This window comes from Pseudomonas sp. P9_35 (assembly GCF_034008205.1).
GTDB classification, from domain to species: domain Bacteria; phylum Pseudomonadota; class Gammaproteobacteria; order Pseudomonadales; family Pseudomonadaceae; genus Aquipseudomonas; species Aquipseudomonas kilonensis.
This window is the reverse complement of the sequence record NZ_CP125373.1, coordinates 1,239,180-1,257,422: the sequence shown is the minus strand read 5'-3', so window position 1 is coordinate 1,257,422 and position 18,243 is coordinate 1,239,180. Positions and strand designations below refer to the sequence as shown.

Annotated in this window: 15 protein-coding genes; 13 read left to right on the top strand and 2 right to left on the bottom strand. The window is 61.1% G+C overall.

Annotation, left to right across the window (positions count from 1 at the left end):
• Nucleotides 1–73: 73 nt before the first annotated feature.
• From QMK47_RS05325 to QMK47_RS05290, 8 genes are all read left to right on the top strand, one after another.
• Nucleotides 74–1,699, top strand: coding sequence for an ABC transporter substrate-binding protein (locus QMK47_RS05325; RefSeq protein WP_320389903.1), 1,626 nt, complete (start codon nucleotides 74–76; stop codon nucleotides 1,697–1,699).
• 379 nt (nucleotides 1,700–2,078) lie between these two features.
• Complete coding sequence (locus QMK47_RS05320; RefSeq protein ID WP_214511234.1) at nucleotides 2,079–3,680, top strand: ABC transporter substrate-binding protein; 1,602 nt, start codon at nucleotides 2,079–2,081, stop codon at nucleotides 3,678–3,680.
• A gap of 173 nt (nucleotides 3,681–3,853) precedes the next feature.
• Nucleotides 3,854–5,269, top strand: coding sequence for an OprD family porin (locus QMK47_RS05315; RefSeq protein ID WP_214511233.1), 1,416 nt, complete (start codon nucleotides 3,854–3,856; stop codon nucleotides 5,267–5,269).
• A 75-nt stretch (nucleotides 5,270–5,344) separates the two neighbouring features.
• Nucleotides 5,345–6,940, top strand: coding sequence for an ABC transporter substrate-binding protein (locus QMK47_RS05310; RefSeq protein ID WP_320389902.1), 1,596 nt, complete (start codon nucleotides 5,345–5,347; stop codon nucleotides 6,938–6,940).
• Between the two features lie 74 nt (nucleotides 6,941–7,014).
• A complete protein-coding gene (locus QMK47_RS05305) occupies nucleotides 7,015–8,025 on the top strand; it encodes an ABC transporter permease subunit (RefSeq protein WP_109753517.1) in 1,011 nt (336 codons plus the stop codon).
• A gap of 10 nt (nucleotides 8,026–8,035) precedes the next feature.
• Complete coding sequence (locus tag QMK47_RS05300; RefSeq protein WP_214511231.1) at nucleotides 8,036–8,947, top strand: ABC transporter permease subunit; 912 nt, start codon at nucleotides 8,036–8,038, stop codon at nucleotides 8,945–8,947.
• A 10-nt stretch (nucleotides 8,948–8,957) separates the two neighbouring features.
• Nucleotides 8,958–9,926, top strand: coding sequence for an ABC transporter ATP-binding protein (locus QMK47_RS05295; RefSeq protein WP_258690370.1), 969 nt, complete (start codon nucleotides 8,958–8,960; stop codon nucleotides 9,924–9,926).
• Nucleotides 9,926–10,906: a peptide ABC transporter ATP-binding protein gene (locus QMK47_RS05290; RefSeq protein WP_028237338.1), complete on the top strand. Its 981-nt coding sequence runs from the start codon at nucleotides 9,926–9,928 to the stop codon at nucleotides 10,904–10,906. Before QMK47_RS05295 ends, QMK47_RS05290 begins: the two co-directional genes overlap by 1 nt.
• Nucleotides 10,907–11,072: 166 nt before the next feature.
• On the opposite strand, the gene QMK47_RS05285 is transcribed toward QMK47_RS05290, so the two are convergent.
• Entirely contained in the window at nucleotides 11,073–11,330 is a 258-nt protein-coding gene (locus tag QMK47_RS05285) for a hypothetical protein (RefSeq protein ID WP_253471596.1), read from the bottom strand.
• Nucleotides 11,331–12,290: 960 nt separating this feature from the next.
• Here QMK47_RS05285 and QMK47_RS05280 point away from each other — a divergent pair.
• Nucleotides 12,291–12,650: a DUF6124 family protein gene (locus QMK47_RS05280; protein ID WP_207963287.1), complete on the top strand. Its 360-nt coding sequence runs from the start codon at nucleotides 12,291–12,293 to the stop codon at nucleotides 12,648–12,650.
• Between the two features lie 207 nt (nucleotides 12,651–12,857).
• Here QMK47_RS05280 and QMK47_RS05275 read toward each other — a convergent pair whose 3' ends face one another.
• The gene (locus QMK47_RS05275; protein WP_253471594.1) at nucleotides 12,858–14,441 is read right to left on the bottom strand and encodes a peptide chain release factor 3; all 1,584 of its coding nucleotides are present in this window, start codon (nucleotides 14,439–14,441) and stop codon (nucleotides 12,858–12,860) included.
• 332 nt (nucleotides 14,442–14,773) lie between these two features.
• On the opposite strand from QMK47_RS05275, the gene QMK47_RS05270 reads away from it, so the two are divergent.
• The 4 genes from QMK47_RS05270 to QMK47_RS05255 are packed head-to-tail and all read left to right on the top strand — an operon-like array spanning nucleotide 14,774 to nucleotide 18,241.
• Nucleotides 14,774–15,490 carry an ABC transporter permease gene (locus QMK47_RS05270; protein ID WP_018611332.1) on the top strand — a complete coding sequence of 239 codons (717 nt, stop codon included), beginning with the start codon at nucleotides 14,774–14,776 and terminating at the stop codon, nucleotides 15,488–15,490.
• A gap of 25 nt (nucleotides 15,491–15,515) precedes the next feature.
• Nucleotides 15,516–16,418: a glycine betaine ABC transporter substrate-binding protein gene (locus QMK47_RS05265; protein ID WP_253471589.1), complete on the top strand. Its 903-nt coding sequence runs from the start codon at nucleotides 15,516–15,518 to the stop codon at nucleotides 16,416–16,418.
• A 15-nt stretch (nucleotides 16,419–16,433) separates the two neighbouring features.
• Nucleotides 16,434–17,087, top strand: coding sequence for an ABC transporter permease (locus tag QMK47_RS05260; RefSeq protein ID WP_320389901.1), 654 nt, complete (start codon nucleotides 16,434–16,436; stop codon nucleotides 17,085–17,087).
• Nucleotides 17,084–18,241: an ABC transporter ATP-binding protein gene (locus QMK47_RS05255; RefSeq protein WP_320389900.1), complete on the top strand. Its 1,158-nt coding sequence runs from the start codon at nucleotides 17,084–17,086 to the stop codon at nucleotides 18,239–18,241. Before QMK47_RS05260 ends, QMK47_RS05255 begins: the two co-directional genes overlap by 4 nt.
• Nucleotides 18,242–18,243 lie beyond the last annotated feature (2 nt).

Here is an 18,243-nt window from a genome sequence, read left to right as displayed (position 1 = left end):
TGCATAAGTATCGGCAGGACGACTCACGAGGTCGCCCTCAAATCAAAAAATGACAACAAATCATGAGGCCAACATGCTTAAACAAGCGGTCATTCCGTTTTTAGTCGGCGCGAGCTTATTAGCCAGCGCACCTTTCGCCCAAGCCGCGACTAACCTGGTGTTCTGCTCCGAAGGGAGCCCGGCCGGTTTTGACCCTGGTCAGTACACCACCGGAACCGACTTCGACGCCTCTGCAGAGACCATGTTCAACCGCCTGACCCAGTTCGAACGTGGCGGCACCGCCGTGATTCCTGGCCTGGCGACCAAGTGGGATATTTCCGAAGACGGCCTGACCTACACCTTCCATCTGCGAGAAGGCGTCAAGTTCCATACCACCCCGTACTTCAAGCCAACCCGCGAATTCAACGCCGACGACGTGCTGTTCACCTTCAATCGCATGATCAGCAAGGATGACCCGTTCCGTAAGGCCTACCCGACCGAGTTCCCGTACTTCACCGACATGGGGATGGACACCAACATCACCAAGATCGATAAAGTCGACGACCACACTGTCAAGTTCACCCTCAAGGATGTTGACGCCGCGTTCATCCAGAACATGGCCATGAGCTTCGCCTCGATCCAGTCCGCCGAATACGCCGCCCAGTTGCTCAAGGAAGGCAAGGCCCCGGACATCAACCAGAAGCCAGTCGGCACCGGCCCGTTCGTGTTCAAGAGCTACCAGAAAGACTCCAACATCCGCTACACCGGGAACAAGGACTACTGGAAGCCTGACGACGTGAAGATCGACAACCTGATCTTCGCCATCACCACCGACCCGTCGGTGCGCATGCAGAAACTCAAGAAAAACGAATGCCAGATCACCCTCTTCCCACGCCCGGCCGACCTCAAGGCCCTGAAGGAAGATAAAACGCTGAAGATGCCTGACCAGGCGGGTTTCAACCTGGGCTACATCGCCTATAACGTGATGGACAAGATCAAGGGCAGCAACGAGCCGAACGTGCTGGCCAACCTGAAAGTCCGCCAGGCGCTGGACATGGCGGTCAACAAGCCGCAGATCATCGATTCGGTCTACCAGGGCGCCGGCCAGTTGGCCGTCAACGCCATGCCGCCGACCCAATGGTCCTACGACACCACCATCAAGGACGCCAAGTACGACCCTGAGAAAGCCAAGGAGCTGCTCAAGGAAGCCGGCGTCAAGGAAGGCACCAACATCACCCTGTGGGCGATGCCGGTCCAGCGCCCGTACAACCCGAACGCCAAGCTGATGGCCGAGATGCTGCAGTCCGACTGGAAGAAAATCGGCCTGAACGTCAACATCGTCAGCTACGAATGGGGCGAGTACATCAAGCGTTCCAAAGGTGGCGAGAACCAGGCAATGATCATCGGCTGGAGCGGTGACAACGGTGACCCGGACAACTGGCTCAACGTGCTGTTCGGCTGCGACTCGCTGGCCGGCAACAACTTCTCCAAGTGGTGCGACAAGAAATTCGACGATCTGGTCAAGCAAGCCAAGCGCACCTCCGACCAGTCCAAGCGCACCGAACTGTACAAACAGGCACAACACGTCCTCAAGGATGCCGTGCCAATGACACCTATCGCTCACTCGACGGTGTATCAACCCATGCGCGCCAACGTGCAGGATTTCAAGATCAGCCCCTTTGGCTTGAACTCCTTCTACGGCGTCAGCGTCAGCAAATAAGGTGACCTGTGGCGAGGGAGCTTGCTCCCGCTGGGCTGCGTAGCAGCCCCTCTTGTGAGCGCGATGGCGGTGTACCAACAACACCATCGCGAGCAGGGCTCGCTCCCACGGCATGCCGTTGCTTTAAGCCAAGACTCAGGAAATCGCCTACATCCAAAAGCACTGCATACCACAGCAGTTGGTTTAGGACGTATCGCCTTTTCCCACAAGTCTTTCAGGCATTACGCATTTACCGCCTGGCCCACGACTCCTACCGTCGAGGCCTGGAGGGCTTGCTGATCCTGCGGCATCGCGACGCAATGGAATGAGCTCAGTGCTCCGGGTCCCCGGAAGGACACCGGTTCACTGTTAAAACACCCAGAACGAGAGAGGGAGCGTCATGCGCCATACCTTGGTTTTATCCGCATTGCTGGGCACCGGCCTGCTGGCCGCGACCTCCGCAGCCCAGGCCGCTGGCGGCAGCCTGGTGTTCTGTTCAGAAGGCAGCCCTGCCGGTTTCGACACCGCGCAATACACCACGGCCACCGACAACGATGCCGCCGAGCCGCTGTACAACCGCCTGGCCGAGTTTGAAAAAGGCGCGACCAATGTCGTCCCCGGCCTGGCGACCAGCTGGGACATTTCCGAAGACGGCCTGAAGTACACGTTTCACCTGCGCGAAGGCGTGAAGTTTCATACCACCGACTACTTCACACCGACCCGGGATTTCAACGCCGACGACGTGCTGTTCACCTTCAACCGCATGCTTGATCCGCAGCATCCGTTCCGCAAGGCCTACCCCACCGAGTTCCCGTACTTCAACGGCATGAGCCTGAACAAGAACATCGCCAAGGTGGAAGCGACCGGGCCGTTGACCGTGGTCATGACCCTCAACAGCGTGGACGCCGCGTTCATCCAGAACATCGCCATGAGTTTTGCCGCGATCCTGTCGGCCGAGTACGCCGACCAGTTGCTCAAGAACGGCAAGCCGAGCGACATCAACCAGAAGCCGATCGGTACCGGGCCGTTCGAGTTCAAGAGCTACCAGAAAGATTCCAACATCCGCTACGTCGCCAACCAGCAGTACTGGGCGCCGGAACGGGTCAAGCTGAACAACCTGATCTTCTCCATCAACACCGACGCGTCGGTACGGGTGCAGAAGCTCAAGGCCAACGAATGCCAGGTCACCCTGCATCCGCGTCCGGCCGACGTACCAGCCTTGAAGAACGACCCCAAGTTGCAGTTGATCGAGAAGCCCGGTTTCAACCTGGGCTACATCGCCTATAACACCCGCCACAAGCCGTTCGACCAGGTCGAAGTGCGCCAGGCGCTGGACATGGCGGTGAACAAGCAAGGCATTCTCAATGCCGTGTACCAGGGCGCGGGGCAACTGGCGCAGAACGCCATGCCGCCGACCCAATGGTCCTACGACGACACCATCAAGGACGCGCCCTACAACCCGGAAAAAGCCAAGGAATTGCTCAAGGCCGCCGGGGTCAAGGAAGGCACCGAAATCACCCTCTGGGCCATGCCCGTGCAGCGCCCGTACAACCCCAACGCCAAGCTGATGGCCGAAATGCTCCAGGCCGACTGGGCCAAGATCGGCCTGAAAGTGAAGATCGTCAGCTATGAATGGGGCGAGTACATCAAGCGCACCAAGAACGGCGAGCACGACATCAGCCTGATCGGCTGGACCGGCGACAACGGGGACCCGGACAACTGGTTGGGCACGCTGTACAGCTGCGACGCCATTGGCGGCAACAACTACTCCATGTGGTGTGACCAGGACTACGACAAGCTGATCAAGCAGGCCAAGGTCGTCACCGACCGCGACCAGCGCACCGTGCTCTACAAACAGGCCCAGCAGTTGCTCAAGCAGCAAGTGCCGATCACCCCTGTTGCCCACTCGACGGTCAACCAGCCGCTGAGTGCCAAAGTCGAAGGGTTCAAAGTCAGCCCCTTCGGTCGCAACGTGTTCTCGGGCGTCAGCCTGAACCCATAACCGCTTAGCCACATAGCGAGGGCTTCCTCTGGAAGCCCTCACGCAGACGTCTTGCCTGAATTCGCCGATTAGGCGCCATGCAAACGTTTGCTAGCTGTGAATGAGTTGCAAAAACCAATAGCCGTATCACCTAAAAAGACCGGCATTAAAAAAGAAAGAAAGGAGCGTTACCCATGAAACTGAGCAGCACCGCGATACTGGCCCTGGCCATCAGCAGCATCACCGCCACGGCCTATGCAGAATCCCAGAGCCAGGCGGTCACCCCGGTGACCCTCAAGACCACCAGCGAGCAAAGCGAAGCCAAGGGCTTCATCGACGGCCAATCCATCAGTGGCAGCACGCGCAACTGGTACGCCAACGAGCAATTCAAGCGCGGCGCGAAACTCACCTATCGCAAGAACGGCGAAGCACGCGAGACCGACCGCCGCATCAACTGGCTGCAAGGCACCATCATCAAGTACAACTCGGGCTTCACCGAAGGCACCGTGGGCTTCAGCACCGAACTGGCCGCCTACAACGTCATCGCCCTGGACCAGGATCGCAAGGACCTGGCGTCCAACAATGGCGGTGCCCCGACCACCCGTCCTGGCGCCGGCAACAACCGTACCCTGACCCGCGAAGGCGGCGACGCCGTGGGCCAGTGGAGCAAACTGGGCCTGGCCAACGTCAAGGCCCGCGTTTCCAACACCACCCTGACTGCCGGCCGCCAGAACTTCAGCAGCCCGATGGTCGACGTCATCGGCAACCGTGCCCTGCCCTCCAGCTTCCAGGGCGTGAGCCTGCACAGCGAAGAGTTCGAAAACCTGGGTTTCGACATCGCCACCTTCGACCGCAACTCGCCACGTACCGAAGAGAGCCAGCGCAAATTCCGTTCCGAATACGGCGACAGCAGCGTTGAAACCGATCACGTCAACACGGCAGGTATCACCTACCAGCCTCTGGCCAGCCTGAAAACCAGCCTGTGGGCGACCCAGGCCGAAGACCTCTGGAACCAGTACTACTTCGGCGCCACCCATGAACTGGGCGACAGCTCGGTGCTGAGCCTGACCACCGGCCTGAACTACTACAAGACCGTGGATTCGGGCAAAAGCAAACTGGGCGAGATCGACAACGACACCTACTCCCTGTCGTTCGGCCTGACGCATCAGGCCCATAGCCTGACCTTCTCCTACCAGGAAGTGAACGGTAACGAGTACTTCGACTACCTGCACGAAACCAACGGCATCTACCTGGCCAACTCCCTGCTGTCGGACTTCAACGGCCCGAACGAGAAATCCTTCCAGATCGCCTACGGCCTGAACATGGCCGAATACGGCGTGCCGGGCCTGAAGTTCAACATCTACCAGGCTCGCGGCTGGGGCATCGACGGTACTCACTACAACAGCACCGGTTATAGCGATGTCCGCGCCATGGACGGTGAGCACCACTACGAATACGGCATCGGCGCGTCCTATGCCGTACAAAGCGGCCCACTGAAAGCCACCGCGGTCCGTGCGACCTACACCGCACACCGCGCCAGCGAAAACCAGGCCGACGGCAGCCTCAACGAGTTCCGCCTAGTCACCACCATCCCGTTCAACATTCTCTAAACTGCCACCGGGCGGTCGACTCACAAGGTCGCCCGTCCGGTCTTTTGCCATTTACCCGATTGCAGAGGATTGACGATGAACATGATCCCCCTACGCGCCGCCATCGCCGCTGCGCTGCTGAGTGTCGCCGTTGGCGCCACGGCCAAACCCCTGGTGGTTTGCACAGAAGCCAGCCCGGAAGGCTTCGACATGGTCCAATACACGACTGCAGTCACCGCCGATGCCGTGGCGGAAACCATTTTCAATCGCCTGGCCGATTTCAAGCCCGGCACCACCGAAGTGATTCCGGCCCTGGCCGAATCCTGGGACATCAGTGACGATGGCCTGACGTACACCTTCCACCTGCGCAAGGGCGTCAAGTTCCACACCACCGAATACTTCAAGCCGACCCGCGACATGAACGCCGACGACGTGGTCTGGAGCTTCCAGCGCCAGCTGGACCCGAACCACCCGTGGCACAAACTGTCGAGCGTGGGCTTCCCCTACTTTGAAAGCATGGGTTTCAAGGAACTGCTCAAGAGCGTCGAGAAAGTCGACGAACACACGGTCAAGTTCAGCCTGACCCGCCGCGAAGCGCCGTTCCTGGCCGACATCGCCATGGCCTTCTCCTCGATCTACCCCGCCGAATACGCTGACCAGTTGCTCAAGGCAGGCAAGGCCGGCGACCTCAACAGCAAGCCAGTCGGCACCGGCCCGTTCGTCTTTCAGCGCTACAACAAGGACGCCCAGGTTCGCTTCAAGGCCAACCCGGACTACTTCCGTGGCAAGCCGCCGGCCGATGCGCTGGTATTGGCCATCGCCACCGACAACAACGTGCGCATGCAGAAACTCAAGACCAACGAGTGCCAGATCGCGCTGTACCCCAAACCCGATGACATCCCCAGCATCAAGAAAGACCCGAACCTGAAGGTCGCCGAGCTGGATGCGATGACCGTTTCCTACACCGCCCTGAACACCAGCCACAAGTACATGAGCGACGTGCGGGTGCGCAAAGCCATCGACCTGGCCTTCGACAAGGAAGCCTACGTCAACGCACTGTTCGGCAAGGGCAACGCCACCGTAGCGGTCAACCCGTACCCACCGACACTGTTGGGCTTCAACCACAACCTGAAGAACCCGACCCGCGACCTGGACAAGGCACGCCAGCTGCTCAAGGAAGCCGGCGTGCCGGAAGGCACCGTGTTCACCCTGTTCACCCGCAACGGCGGCGGCCCGACCAACCCCAACCCGATGCTCGGCGCGCAGATGATGCAGTCGGACCTGGCCAAGGTCGGGATCAAGGTCGACATCCGCGTGATGGAATGGGGCGAAATGCTCAAGCGCGCGAAAAACGGCGAGCACGACATGGTCTCCGCCGGATGGGCGGGCGACAACGGCGACCCGGATAACTTCCTGACGCCTATGCTCAGTTGCGAGGCCGCCAAGAACGGCGAAAACTACGCGCGCTGGTGCAACGAGAAGTTCCAGGCGCTGATCGACCAGGCTCGCGCCACAGTGAACCCCGAGGAGCGCATCAAGCTCTATGAGCAGGCCCAGGTGATTTTCAACCAGGACCAACCCTGGATCAGCATGGCCCACACCCGCATGTTCACTGCAATGCGCAACAACGTAGAGGGCTACGTGATTAGCCCGCTCACCACCAACAACTTCGCCACCACCCAGGTGAAGTAGATAAGAAAACGCCCGGCAACCCTAACCCAGGGATTGCCGGGCACGCCTAACCGGCTGATGAGGTACACCTGAAGATGTTTAGTTTTATTGCCCGCCGACTGGGATTATTGATCCCCACGTTCTTCGGCATCACCTTGCTGACCTTCGCGTTGATTCGCATGATCCCCGGCGACCCCGTGGAAGTGATGATGGGCGAACGTCGGGTCGATCCCGAAATGCATGCACAGGCAATGGAACGCCTTGGCCTCAACAAACCGCTGTATGCCCAGTACCTGGACTACATCGGCAAACTGGCCCACGGCGACCTCGGCGAATCGCTGCGTACCCGTGAAAGCGTATGGACCGAGTTCAGTTCACTATTTCCCGCGACCCTGGAACTGTCCATGGCCGCGCTGTTGTTCGCCGGTATCCTGGGCCTGCTGGCCGGGGTGATCGCGGCACTCAAGCGAGGGTCCCTGTTCGACCATGGGGTGATGGGCGTCTCCCTGGCGGGGTATTCGATGCCGATCTTCTGGTGGGGCCTGATCCTGATCATGTTCTTCTCGGTGTCCCTGGGCTGGACGCCAGTGTCGGGACGGATCGACCTGCTCTACGACATCGAGCCGAGAACCGGCTTCATGCTGATCGACACGCTGCTGGCCGATGAGCCGGGCGCGTTCCTCGATGCGCTGCACCACCTGATCCTGCCGGCCATCGTGTTGGGCACCATTCCGCTGGCGGTGATCGCCCGCATGACCCGTTCTTCGATGCTCGAAGTACTGCGCGAAGACTACATCCGCACCGCCCGCGCCAAAGGCCTGTCGCCGTCGCGCGTGGTGTTCGTGCACGGCCTGCGCAACGCGCTGATCCCAGTGCTGACCGTGGTCGGCCTGCAGGTCGGCACACTGCTGGCCGGTGCGGTCCTGACCGAAACGATCTTCTCCTGGCCGGGCATCGGCAAGTGGCTGATCGAAGCCATCGGCGCCCGGGACTATCCCGTGGTGCAGAACGGCATCCTGTTAATCGCCTGCCTGGTGATTCTGGTCAACTTCGTCGTGGACATCCTCTACGGCTTTGCCAACCCACGCATTCGTCACCAGCGCTGAGATCAAAACCATGAGTACTCCAACTACCGCGGTAGCAGTCGATCAAAGCCTGCTGTACCCGTCCCCGTACAAAGAATTCTGGCACGCGTTTTCCCGCAACAAGGGCGCCGTGGCCGGGCTGCTGTTCATGATCCTGGTGGTGTTCTGCGCGCTCTTTGCGCCGTGGGTCGCGCCTCACGACCCGAGTGAGCAATACCGCGACTTCCTGCTGACGCCGCCGGCATGGCTTGAAGGCGGGCAGATCCAGTTCCTGCTGGGCACCGACGAGCTGGGCCGCGATTTGCTCTCGCGCCTGATCCAGGGTTCGCGCCTGTCGCTGCTGATCGGTTTGTCGTCGGTGGTGATGTCGCTGATCCCGGGCATCCTGCTGGGACTGTTCGCCGGGTTCTTCCCGCGTCTGCTCGGCCCGACCATCATGCGTTTGATGGACATCATGCTGGCCCTGCCTTCGCTGCTGCTGGCCGTGGCGATCGTCGCCATCCTCGGCCCTGGCCTGATCAACACCGTGATCGCCATCGCCATCGTTTCGCTGCCGTCCTACGTGCGCCTGACCCGTGCCGCCGTGATGGGCGAGCTGAACCGCGACTACGTGACCGCCGCCCGCCTGGCCGGTGCCGGCCTGCCACGCCTGATGTTCATCACCGTGCTGCCTAACTGCATGGCCCCACTGATCGTCCAGGCGACGCTGAGCTTTTCCTCGGCGATCCTCGACGCCGCCGCCCTGGGCTTCCTCGGCCTCGGCGTCCAGCCGCCCACCCCGGAGTGGGGCACCATGCTGGCTTCGGCCCGCGACTACATCGAACGCGCCTGGTGGGTCGTGAGCCTGCCTGGCTTGACCATTTTGCTCAGCGTGCTGGCAATCAACCTGATGGGCGACGGGCTGCGCGATGCGCTGGACCCGAAACTCAAGAATGCCGCCTGAGGAGATTCCCATGTCACTGCTAGAAATCAAGAATCTCAACGTCCGCTTCGGCGACGCCACCGCTGTGCCGGTGGTCGACGGCCTCGACCTGAACGTGGAAAAAGGCGAAGTCCTGGCCATCGTCGGCGAATCGGGCTCGGGTAAATCCGTGACCATGATGGCGCTGATGGGGCTGATCGAGCACCCCGGCATCGTCACCGCCGACGCGCTGAACTTCGACGGCAAGAACATGCTCAAGCTGAGCAACCGCCAGCGCCGGCAGATCGTCGGCAAGGACCTGGCGATGGTTTTCCAGGACCCGATGACCGCGCTCAACCCCAGTTACACCGTGGGCTTCCAGATCGAAGAAGTCCTGCGCCTGCACCTGAAGATGTCCGGCAAGGCCGCCCGCAAACGCGCCATCGAACTACTGGAAAAAGTCGAGATCCCCGGCGCGGCCAGTCGCATGGACGCCTACCCGCATCAACTGTCCGGCGGCATGAGCCAGCGTGTGGCGATTGCCATGGCGATTGCCGGCGAGCCGAAGCTGCTGATCGCCGACGAACCGACCACCGCCCTGGACGTGACCATCCAGGCGCAGATCATGGACCTGCTGCTGGCCCTGCAAAAAGAACAGGACATGGGCCTGGTGCTGATCACCCACGACCTCGCCGTGGTGGCTGAAACCGCCCAGCGCGTGTGCGTGATGTACGCCGGCCAGGCCGTGGAAGTCGGCCAGGTGCCCGAACTGTTCGACATCCCCGCCCACCCCTACAGCGAAGCGCTGCTGGCGGCGATTCCGGAGCACAGCATGGGCGCCGAGCGCCTGGCGACCTTGCCCGGCATCGTGCCCGGTCGCTACGACCGTCCAAAAGGTTGCCTGCTGTCGCCGCGCTGCCCGTACGTGCAGGACAACTGCCGTCAACAACGCCCGGCCCTCGATCCGAAATCCAACAGCCTCGCCCGCTGCTTCTACCCGTTGAACCAGGAGGTGGCGTGATGGCCGTCGTACTTACCGCCCGTGACCTGACCCGTCATTACGAAGTGTCCCGCGGCATGTTCAAGGGCCATGCGACCGTGCGCGCCCTCAACGGTGTGTCGTTCGAACTGGAAGCCGGCAAGACCCTGGCCGTAGTGGGCGAATCCGGCTGCGGCAAATCCACCCTCGCCCGGGCCCTGACGCTGATCGAAGAGCCGTCCTCCGGCTCCTTGAAAATCGCCGGCCAGGAAGTGACCGGCGCCAACAAGGCCGAACGCAAGCAATTGCGTAAAGACGTGCAGATGGTCTTCCAGAGCCCGTATGCGTCCCTCAACCCACGGCAGAAAATCGGTGATCAACTGGCCGAGCCATTGCTGATCAACACCAGCCTGTCGGCCACCGAGCGACGGGAAAAAGTCCAGGCGATGATGAAGCAGGTGGGCCTGCGCCCCGAGCATTACCAGCGCTACCCGCACATGTTCTCCGGCGGCCAGCGCCAGCGCATCGCCCTGGCCCGCGCCATGATGCTGCAACCCAAGGTGCTGGTGGCGGACGAACCGACGTCAGCGCTGGACGTGTCGATCCAGGCCCAGGTGCTGAACCTGTTCATGGACCTGCAGCAGGAATTCAACACCGCCTACGTGTTCATTTCCCACAACCTGGCGGTGGTGCAGCACGTGGCCGACGACGTGATGGTGATGTACCTCGGCCGTCCGGTGGAAATGGGCCCCAACGAGTCCATCTACAGCCGCCCGCTGCACCCGTACACCCAGGCGCTGCTGTCGGCCACCCCGACCATCCACCCGGACCCGAACAAGCCGAAGATCAAGATCGTCGGCGAACTGCCCAACCCGCTCAACCCACCGTCCGGCTGCGCCTTCCACAAGCGCTGCCCGTACGCCACCGAGCGCTGCAAGACCGAAGAACCGGCGTTGCGGCCGCTTGATAACCGTCTGGTGGCGTGTCACTACGCCGAGCAGTTCCTCGACGGCGCGGCGTAAGGCATAAGGAAAAGGCAGATAGAGCACTTGTGGCGAGGGAGCTTGCTCCTGCTGGGCCGCGAAGCGGACCCAAAACAGCCTCCCCGGTGTATCAGCCTGACACATGAAAAAACCCTCCCCCGACCAGCTGTTTGATCGGGTAGGAGGGCTTTTCTTTCCAAGGGTCTTAAGTCTGGCTATCACCCTCTTCATTTTCATCTTCATCACCGTCCGGCGTATCGATTGGCGCGCCATCATCGTCCTCGCCATCATCCGGATCATCGGCGTCCGAATCGGACGCAGCAAGCATCAACTCACCCTGCGCCACCGAGCCACTCGATGCGTGCTGCTCGTGCTCATCGCATTCCGCCCACGCGGCGGTGGAGCCCAGGGACAGCATCACCAAGACCTTCAGCAAAAACATCATGCGTAGCAGCTTGTTCATAGCCAATTCCTTCTTTTCCGGATAAAGCCGGGGGCCTGACGGCGCTCAAGAAAATCTAGTTCTGAACAGGCCGGTTCACCAGATAGGACGCTCCAGAACCACCATAAATGCCACCGCCCGACAGATTGGTTTCGAATAAGCGTTATCTCCAAACCTGCTAACGCCAGGAACCCATGTGGGAGCAAGGCTTGCCCGCGATGGCGCCAGTACATTCAACACCCCCGCCATCGCGAGCAAGCTTTGCTCCCACAGAGGGATCTGTGCCGAACACAAGTTTCTTGCCCACTGAAGATCCACAGGGGCTATGGATAACCGGGAGATTGAGGACTGACACAAGACCAGTGTGGGAGCGAGCCTGCTCGCGATGACGGCGGTACATCCAACATCCAGGCAAGCTGACCCGGCGCTTTCGCGAGCAGGCTCGCTCCCACAGGGGCTATGGATGACCGGGAGATTGAGTACTGACACAAGACCAGTGTGGGAGCGAGCCTGCTCGCGATGACGGCGGTACATCCAGCATCCAGACAAGCTGACCCACCGCTATCGCGAGCAAGCTCGCTCCCACAGGTTGGGTCCGCATGATATTGGCGCTAACACCCGCCCTTCTTAAAGCCTTACAGACATATATCCAGTAACACGGAGCACTAGTCCTGAGGCTACATCGTCTTGCACCTTTACCTACAACTCAGCCAGAATCCGCCGGCTTGTGCGCCTTGAGGCCGGACTCTATGGTTACCGGGTCGCTGAAAATCAGCGGTCGGGTTTAGCGACCCGAACCATAGGCACATAAGCAACCATGCTGCATTGCGGGTCCAACCGCGATTACGTTATGGCGGCTGTATGTAGGAGACCTTCGGGTCTGCCGGGTGCCTATGTCCGGTTCGCTAACCTGCGTGCAGTCGCCACCACTCTGTTTAGCGACAGGTCTTGGCGACGCCCATTCCTCATAGGAGCGTCATCATGTTCAAAGCCACACCCAATCCCCCAGAATCAGACCCCACCTCTTCCTACTCAAGCCTCGATCCGGAAAAGTTCCACGAAGCCACTGAGCGGGCGCTCGATTATTATTTGAAGCCGGAACAGGCCAAAGCCAAGAAAGAGCCGCGAGCAGCTCAGCTCTTGACCGTCGTGGAGGGGATTGATAGCGAAAGCCTGCTCGCCAACCTCAGCGAAAACCTGGCCTCCGCCAACGCCATGATCAGCGACTTGGCATTCGACCTTGAAGGCTCTCGCCGGCATGTTGCGATGGGGATCCTGCAAGTGATTGAGGTCAGTGAGCTGCTGGCGAATCGGGCGCTGGATATCGCCGATCCGCGTTAGCAACGTGCCCCAGGCAAGCTGACTTGCCGCCATCGCGAGCAGGCTCGCTCCCACAGAGAATCTGTGCCGAACACAAATTTTCTGTTCTCTGAAGATCCAGTGTGGGAGCGAGCTTGCTCGCGATGACGGTGGCACATCCAACATCGACGCAAGCTGACCCACCGCTTCGCGAGCAAGCTCGCTCCCACAATGGGTCACGCTTGATGCTTAGTGATGCTCACGCGTCGCGCGGAATTTCACGTCCGGCCAGCGCTCTTCCATCAGCGCCAGGTTGACTCGGGTCGGGGCCAGGTAGGTCAGGTGACCGCCGCCATCGAGCGCGAGGTTTTCCACGGCCTTGTTGGAGAATTCCTCGAGTTTCTTCTTGTCGTCGCATTCGATCCAACGAGCGGAGTACACGGTGATCGGCTCGTAGGAGCACTCGACCTTGTATTCCTCTTTCAAGCGGCTGGCGACGACGTCGAACTGCAGCACACCGACCGCACCAAGGATGATGTCGTTGCTGCGGGTCGGGAAGAACACCTGGGTGGCGCCCTCTTCGGCCAGTTGCTGCAGGCCCTGGCGCAGTTGCTTGGACTTGAGCGGATCCTTCAGGCGTACGCGGCGGAACAGTTCCGGGGCGAAGTGCGGGATGCCGGTAAAGCCCAGGGCTTCGCCTTCGGTGAAGGTGTCACCGATCTGGATGGTGCCGTGGTTATGCAGGCCGATGATGTCGCCAGCAAAGGCTTCTTCCAGTTGCTCGCGTTCCGAGGAGAAGAAGGTCAAGGCGTCGCCGATGCGCACGTCCTTGCCGGTGCGCACATGGCGCATCTTCATGCCTTTTTCGTATTTGCCGGAACAGATGCGCATGAAGGCGATGCGGTCGCGGTGCTTGGGGTCCATGTTCGCCTGGATCTTGAACACGAAACCCGAGAACTTCTCTTCCACCGGTTCCACGGTGCGCTCGTTGGCGACACGGGCCAGCGGGCGCGGGGCCCAATCGACCACGGCGTCGAGCACATGGTCCACGCCGAAGTTGCCCAGGGCGGTACCGAAGAACACCGGGGTCAGTTGGCCGTCGAGGAACTCCTGCTGGTTGAACTCATGGCAGGCGCCCTGCACCAGTTCCAACTGGTCGACGAAACGATCGTACTCGTCGCCCAGGTGCGCGCGAGCCTCGTCGGAATCGAGCTTCTCGATGATCTTGACGTCGGTGCGCTCGTGCCCGTGACCGGCGGTGTAGACGATGATGTAGTCGTCGGCCAGGTGGTACACGCCCTTGAAGTCGCGGTAGCAACCGATCGGCCAGGTGATCGGCGCGGCCTTGATCTTCAGGACCGCTTCGATCTCGTCGAGCAGTTCGATCGGGTCGCGGATGTCGCGGTCGAGTTTGTTGATGAAGCTGACAATCGGCGTGTCCCGCAGGCGGCAGACGTCCATCAGCGCGATGGTCCGTGGCTCGACGCCTTTACCGCCGTCGAGGACCATCAGCGCCGAGTCCACTGCCGTCAGGGTGCGGTAGGTGTCTTCGGAGAAGTCTTCGTGGCCCGGGGTGTCGAGCAGGTTGACCATGTGATCGCGATACGGGAACTGCATGACCGACGTGGTAATGGAAATACCCCGTTGTTTTTCCATTTCCATCCAGTCGGAGGTGGCATGGCGGTCGGATTTGCGAGATTTCACCGTGCCGGCGACCGCAATCGCCTTGCCCATCAGCAAGAGCTTCTCGGTGATGGTGGTCTTACCGGCATCGGGGTGGGAAATAATGGCGAAAGTGCGGCGTTTCGCGACTTCGGCGGCCTGTTTGGTCATGGGAAATCGCCTGGCAGGTGATTCAAAAAAGGGCGGCGATTATAGCTCAACTTGTGCCAGGAACCGAACCGTTGAGCACATCCAGGGTGGCCAGATCTTCCCTGGCATGGGAACCTTTTGCCGCGTGGAGGCGTCCACCCCCCTGTTACGGCTATTCGTCAGGGGCTGAAAAATCAGCAAGTTAGCCTGACGAGGCTGCGCTCATGGCTCGATTTACCTGCCGTTTTACCGGTATGGAAAAGAGCTGCTTCTCGCGAACGTTTTCCCGGCAACCAGTGATGGTTTGCCGCCCGGGAAAGCGTGCGCCGACTGAAAGACAAAGGAGTCCGCCTGTGGCTATCCGCTATGGCAAAGGGCTTATCGGGGGTGCGGTCGTCGTCGCGCTCCTGGCCCTGTTGGTCCACTGGATCGGCATCGATACGATCCAACGCTACCACGACGATCTGCTGTTCTACCTGCAAGCGCACCTGCTGCTTGTCCTGGCCTCCATGCTGGCGGCCCTGCTCGTGGGCATTCCCGCCGGCATCGCCCTCAGCCGCCCCGGCCTGGTCGGGCGCGCCGAACGCTTCATGCAAGTGTTCAACATCGGCAACACCGTGCCGCCCCTGGCCGTGCTGGCCATCGCCCTGGGCATCCTGGGCATCGGCAGCGGGCCCGCCATCTTCGCCCTGTTCCTCGCCTCGCTGTTGCCCATCGTGCGCAACACCTATGAAGGCCTGAAAAACGTCCAGGGTTCCCTCAAGGAAGCCGCCGTAGGCATCGGCATGACCCCGCGCCAGGTGCTGTGGAAAGTCGAATTGCCCAACGCCGTGCCGATCATCGTCGGTGGCGTGCGCGTGGCCCTGGCGATCAACGTCGGCACCGCGCCGCTGGCGTTCCTGATCGGCGCCAACAGCCTCGGCAGCCTGATCTTCCCCGGCATCGCCTTGAACAACCAGCCGCAGCTGTTGCTCGGCGCGGCCTGCACCGCCCTGCTGGCGCTGCTGCTCGACGGCCTGGTGACACTGGCCAGCCGCCTCTGGCTGGAACGCGGTCTGCGACCGTCATAAGCCGGCTGGATAAAGGAAATCGTTTATGAAGAAGTTGAGCTTGATACTGGGCTGTGTCCTGCTGTTCGCAGGATTCGCCCAAGCCGCTGAAAAACCGCTGATCCGCCTCGGCGCCCGGGTGTTCACCGAACAGACGCTGCTGGCGGAAATCACCGCGCAATACCTGCGCAGCAAGGGCTACGACGCGCAGATCACCGGCGGCCTGGGCAGCAACCTGGCCCGCAGCGCCCATGAAACCGGGCAACTGGACATGCTCTGGGAATACACCGGCGTGTCGCTGGTGGCCTACAACCACGTCACGGAAAAACTCGACAGTGCCCAGTCCTACGCCCGGGTGAAAGAACTCGACGCGAAAAAAGGCCTGGTCTGGCTGACACCGTCGAAATTCAGCAACACCTACGCCCTGGCCCTGCCGGAAAAAATCGCCCGCCAGTACCCGCAGATCAACAGCATCAGCCAGTTGAACACGGTGCTGCAGGCCGAAGCCGATGACAATCATCTGGTGGCCCTGGACACCGAGTTCGCCAACCGCTCCGACGGCCTGGCGGGCATGGTCGAGCAGTACGGCATGAACCTGACCCGCAAGAACATCCGGCAGATGGACGCGGGCCTGGTCTACACCGCCCTGCGCAACGGCCAGGTATTCGCCGGCCTGGTGTACACCACCGACGGCCGGTTGAACGCGTTCAAGCTGAAGTTGCTGGAAGACGATAAGCATTACTTCCCCGACTACACCGCCGCGCCGGTGGTGCGCCAGGCGTACCTCGACGCGCACCCGCAACTGGCCGCGCAACTCAAGCCCCTGGCCGAGCTGTTCGACGATGAAACCATGCGCCAGCTCAACGCCCGCGTGGACGTCAACCACGAAAGCCCTTCCACCGTTGCCGCCGATTTCCTGCGCCAGCATTCGCTGCTCTCAACCCAATGACCTGGAGGAAAAGCCATGGATTTTCTTGACGCCTTTTCCCATCTGGACTGGCCGCTGGTACTGCACCTGACCTGGCAGCACATCACCCTGGTGGGCATCGCCGTGACCCTGGCAATTGTTGTCGGTGTGCCGCTGGGCATCTTCATGACCCGCTTCCCGACGCTCGCCGGCCCATTGCAGGCCAGCGCCACGGTGCTGCTGACGATTCCGTCGATTGCGCTGTTCGGCCTGCTGTTGCCGTTCTATTCCAAGTTCGGCCAAGGCCTGGGCCCGATGCCGGCGATCACCGCGGTGTTTCTCTATTCGCTGTTGCCGATCATGCGCAACACCTACCTGGCCTTGACCGGCGTCGAACCGGGCATCCGTGAGGCCGCCCGTGGCATTGGCATGACCTTCGGCCAGCGCCTGCGCATGGTCGAACTGCCCATCGCCGTGCCGGTGATCCTGGCCGGCGTGCGCACCGCCGTGGTCATGAACATCGGCGTCATGACCATCGCCGCCACCATCGGCGCCGGTGGCCTGGGCGTGGTCATCCTCGCTTCCATCAGCCGCAGCGACATGTCGATGCTGATCGTCGGCGCCGTGCTGGTCAGCCTCCTGGCCATCTTCGCCGACCTGCTTCTGCAATGGCTGCAACGCTCGCTGACCCCAAAAGGATTACTGAAATGATCGAACTTCAAAACCTCAGCAAAACCTTCAAGAGCAACGGCAAGGACGTCAAGGCCGTGGACTCGGTGAACCTGACCGTCAACGAAGGCGAGATCTGCGTGTTCCTCGGGCCGTCGGGCTGTGGCAAAAGCACCACGCTGAAGATGATCAATCGTCTGATCCCGCCCACTTCGGGCAAGGTGTTGATCAACGGCGAGGACACCACCGGCCTGGACGAAGTGACCCTGCGCCGCAACATCGGCTATGTGATCCAGCAGATCGGCCTGTTCCCGAACATGACCATCGAGGAAAACATCACCGTAGTCCCGCGCCTGCTCGGCTGGGACAAGCAGAAATGCCACGACCGCGCCCGCGAGCTGATGAGCATGATCAAGCTCGAACCCAAGCAGTACCTGCATCGCTACCCCCGTGAACTGTCCGGCGGCCAGCAGCAACGGATCGGCGTGATCCGGGCACTGGCGGCCGATGCGCCGCTGCTGCTGATGGACGAACCCTTCGGCGCGGTGGACCCGATCAACCGCGAGATGATCCAGAACGAGTTCTTCGAGATGCAACGGGCGCTGAACAAGACCGTGATCATGGTCAGCCACGACATCGACGAAGCGATCAAGCTGGGGGACAAGATTGCGATCTTCCGCGCAGGCAAGCTGGTCCAGTTCGATCACCCGGACACGCTGCTGGCCCATCCGGCCGACGAGTTCGTCAGCAGCTTCGTCGGCCAGGACAGCACGCTCAAGCGCCTGCTGCTGGTCAAGGCCGAAGACGCGGCGGACAACGCTCCGTCGGTCAGCCCCGAGACGCCAGTGGGTGAGGCGCTGGAGTTGATGGACGAACATGACCGTCGCTACGTGGTGGTCACCTGTGCCGAGAACAAGGCCCTGGGGTATGTGCGCCGTCGCGACCTGCACCGCCAGACCGGCACCTGCGGACAATACCTGCGCGAATTCAACGCCACCGCTGCCTATGACGAACATTTGCGGATCCTGCTGTCGCGCATGTACGAGTTCAACCGCTCGTGGCTGCCGGTGCTGGATGCCGAACGGGTGTTCCTCGGCGAAGTGACCCAGGAATCGATTGCCGAGTACCTGAGCTCCGGACGTTCGCGCGGGGGCAAGACCAGTATTGTCTCGCCGGCCGAGACTGCGTTGGCCTGATC

Excerpts from the sequence above, each read along its gene's own strand:
- QMK47_RS05325 (WP_320389903.1), top strand. The coding sequence starts at position 74 with ATGCTTAAACAAGCGGTCATTCCGTTTTTAGTCGGCGCGAGCTTATTA.
- QMK47_RS05320 (WP_214511234.1), top strand. The coding sequence starts at position 2,079 with ATGCGCCATACCTTGGTTTTATCCGCATTGCTGGGCACCGGCCTGCTG.
- QMK47_RS05315 (WP_214511233.1), top strand. The coding sequence starts at position 3,854 with ATGAAACTGAGCAGCACCGCGATACTGGCCCTGGCCATCAGCAGCATC.
- QMK47_RS05310 (WP_320389902.1), top strand. The coding sequence starts at position 5,345 with ATGAACATGATCCCCCTACGCGCCGCCATCGCCGCTGCGCTGCTGAGT.
- QMK47_RS05305 (WP_109753517.1), top strand. The coding sequence starts at position 7,015 with ATGTTTAGTTTTATTGCCCGCCGACTGGGATTATTGATCCCCACGTTC.
- QMK47_RS05300 (WP_214511231.1), top strand. The coding sequence starts at position 8,036 with ATGAGTACTCCAACTACCGCGGTAGCAGTCGATCAAAGCCTGCTGTAC.
- QMK47_RS05295 (WP_258690370.1), top strand. The coding sequence starts at position 8,958 with ATGTCACTGCTAGAAATCAAGAATCTCAACGTCCGCTTCGGCGACGCC.
- QMK47_RS05290 (WP_028237338.1), top strand. The coding sequence starts at position 9,926 with ATGGCCGTCGTACTTACCGCCCGTGACCTGACCCGTCATTACGAAGTG.
- QMK47_RS05285 (WP_253471596.1), bottom strand. The coding sequence starts at position 11,330 with ATGAACAAGCTGCTACGCATGATGTTTTTGCTGAAGGTCTTGGTGATG.
- QMK47_RS05280 (WP_207963287.1), top strand. The coding sequence starts at position 12,291 with ATGTTCAAAGCCACACCCAATCCCCCAGAATCAGACCCCACCTCTTCC.
- QMK47_RS05275 (WP_253471594.1), bottom strand. The coding sequence starts at position 14,441 with ATGACCAAACAGGCCGCCGAAGTCGCGAAACGCCGCACTTTCGCCATT.
- QMK47_RS05265 (WP_253471589.1), top strand. The coding sequence starts at position 15,516 with ATGAAGAAGTTGAGCTTGATACTGGGCTGTGTCCTGCTGTTCGCAGGA.
- QMK47_RS05260 (WP_320389901.1), top strand. The coding sequence starts at position 16,434 with ATGGATTTTCTTGACGCCTTTTCCCATCTGGACTGGCCGCTGGTACTG.
- QMK47_RS05255 (WP_320389900.1), top strand. The coding sequence starts at position 17,084 with ATGATCGAACTTCAAAACCTCAGCAAAACCTTCAAGAGCAACGGCAAG.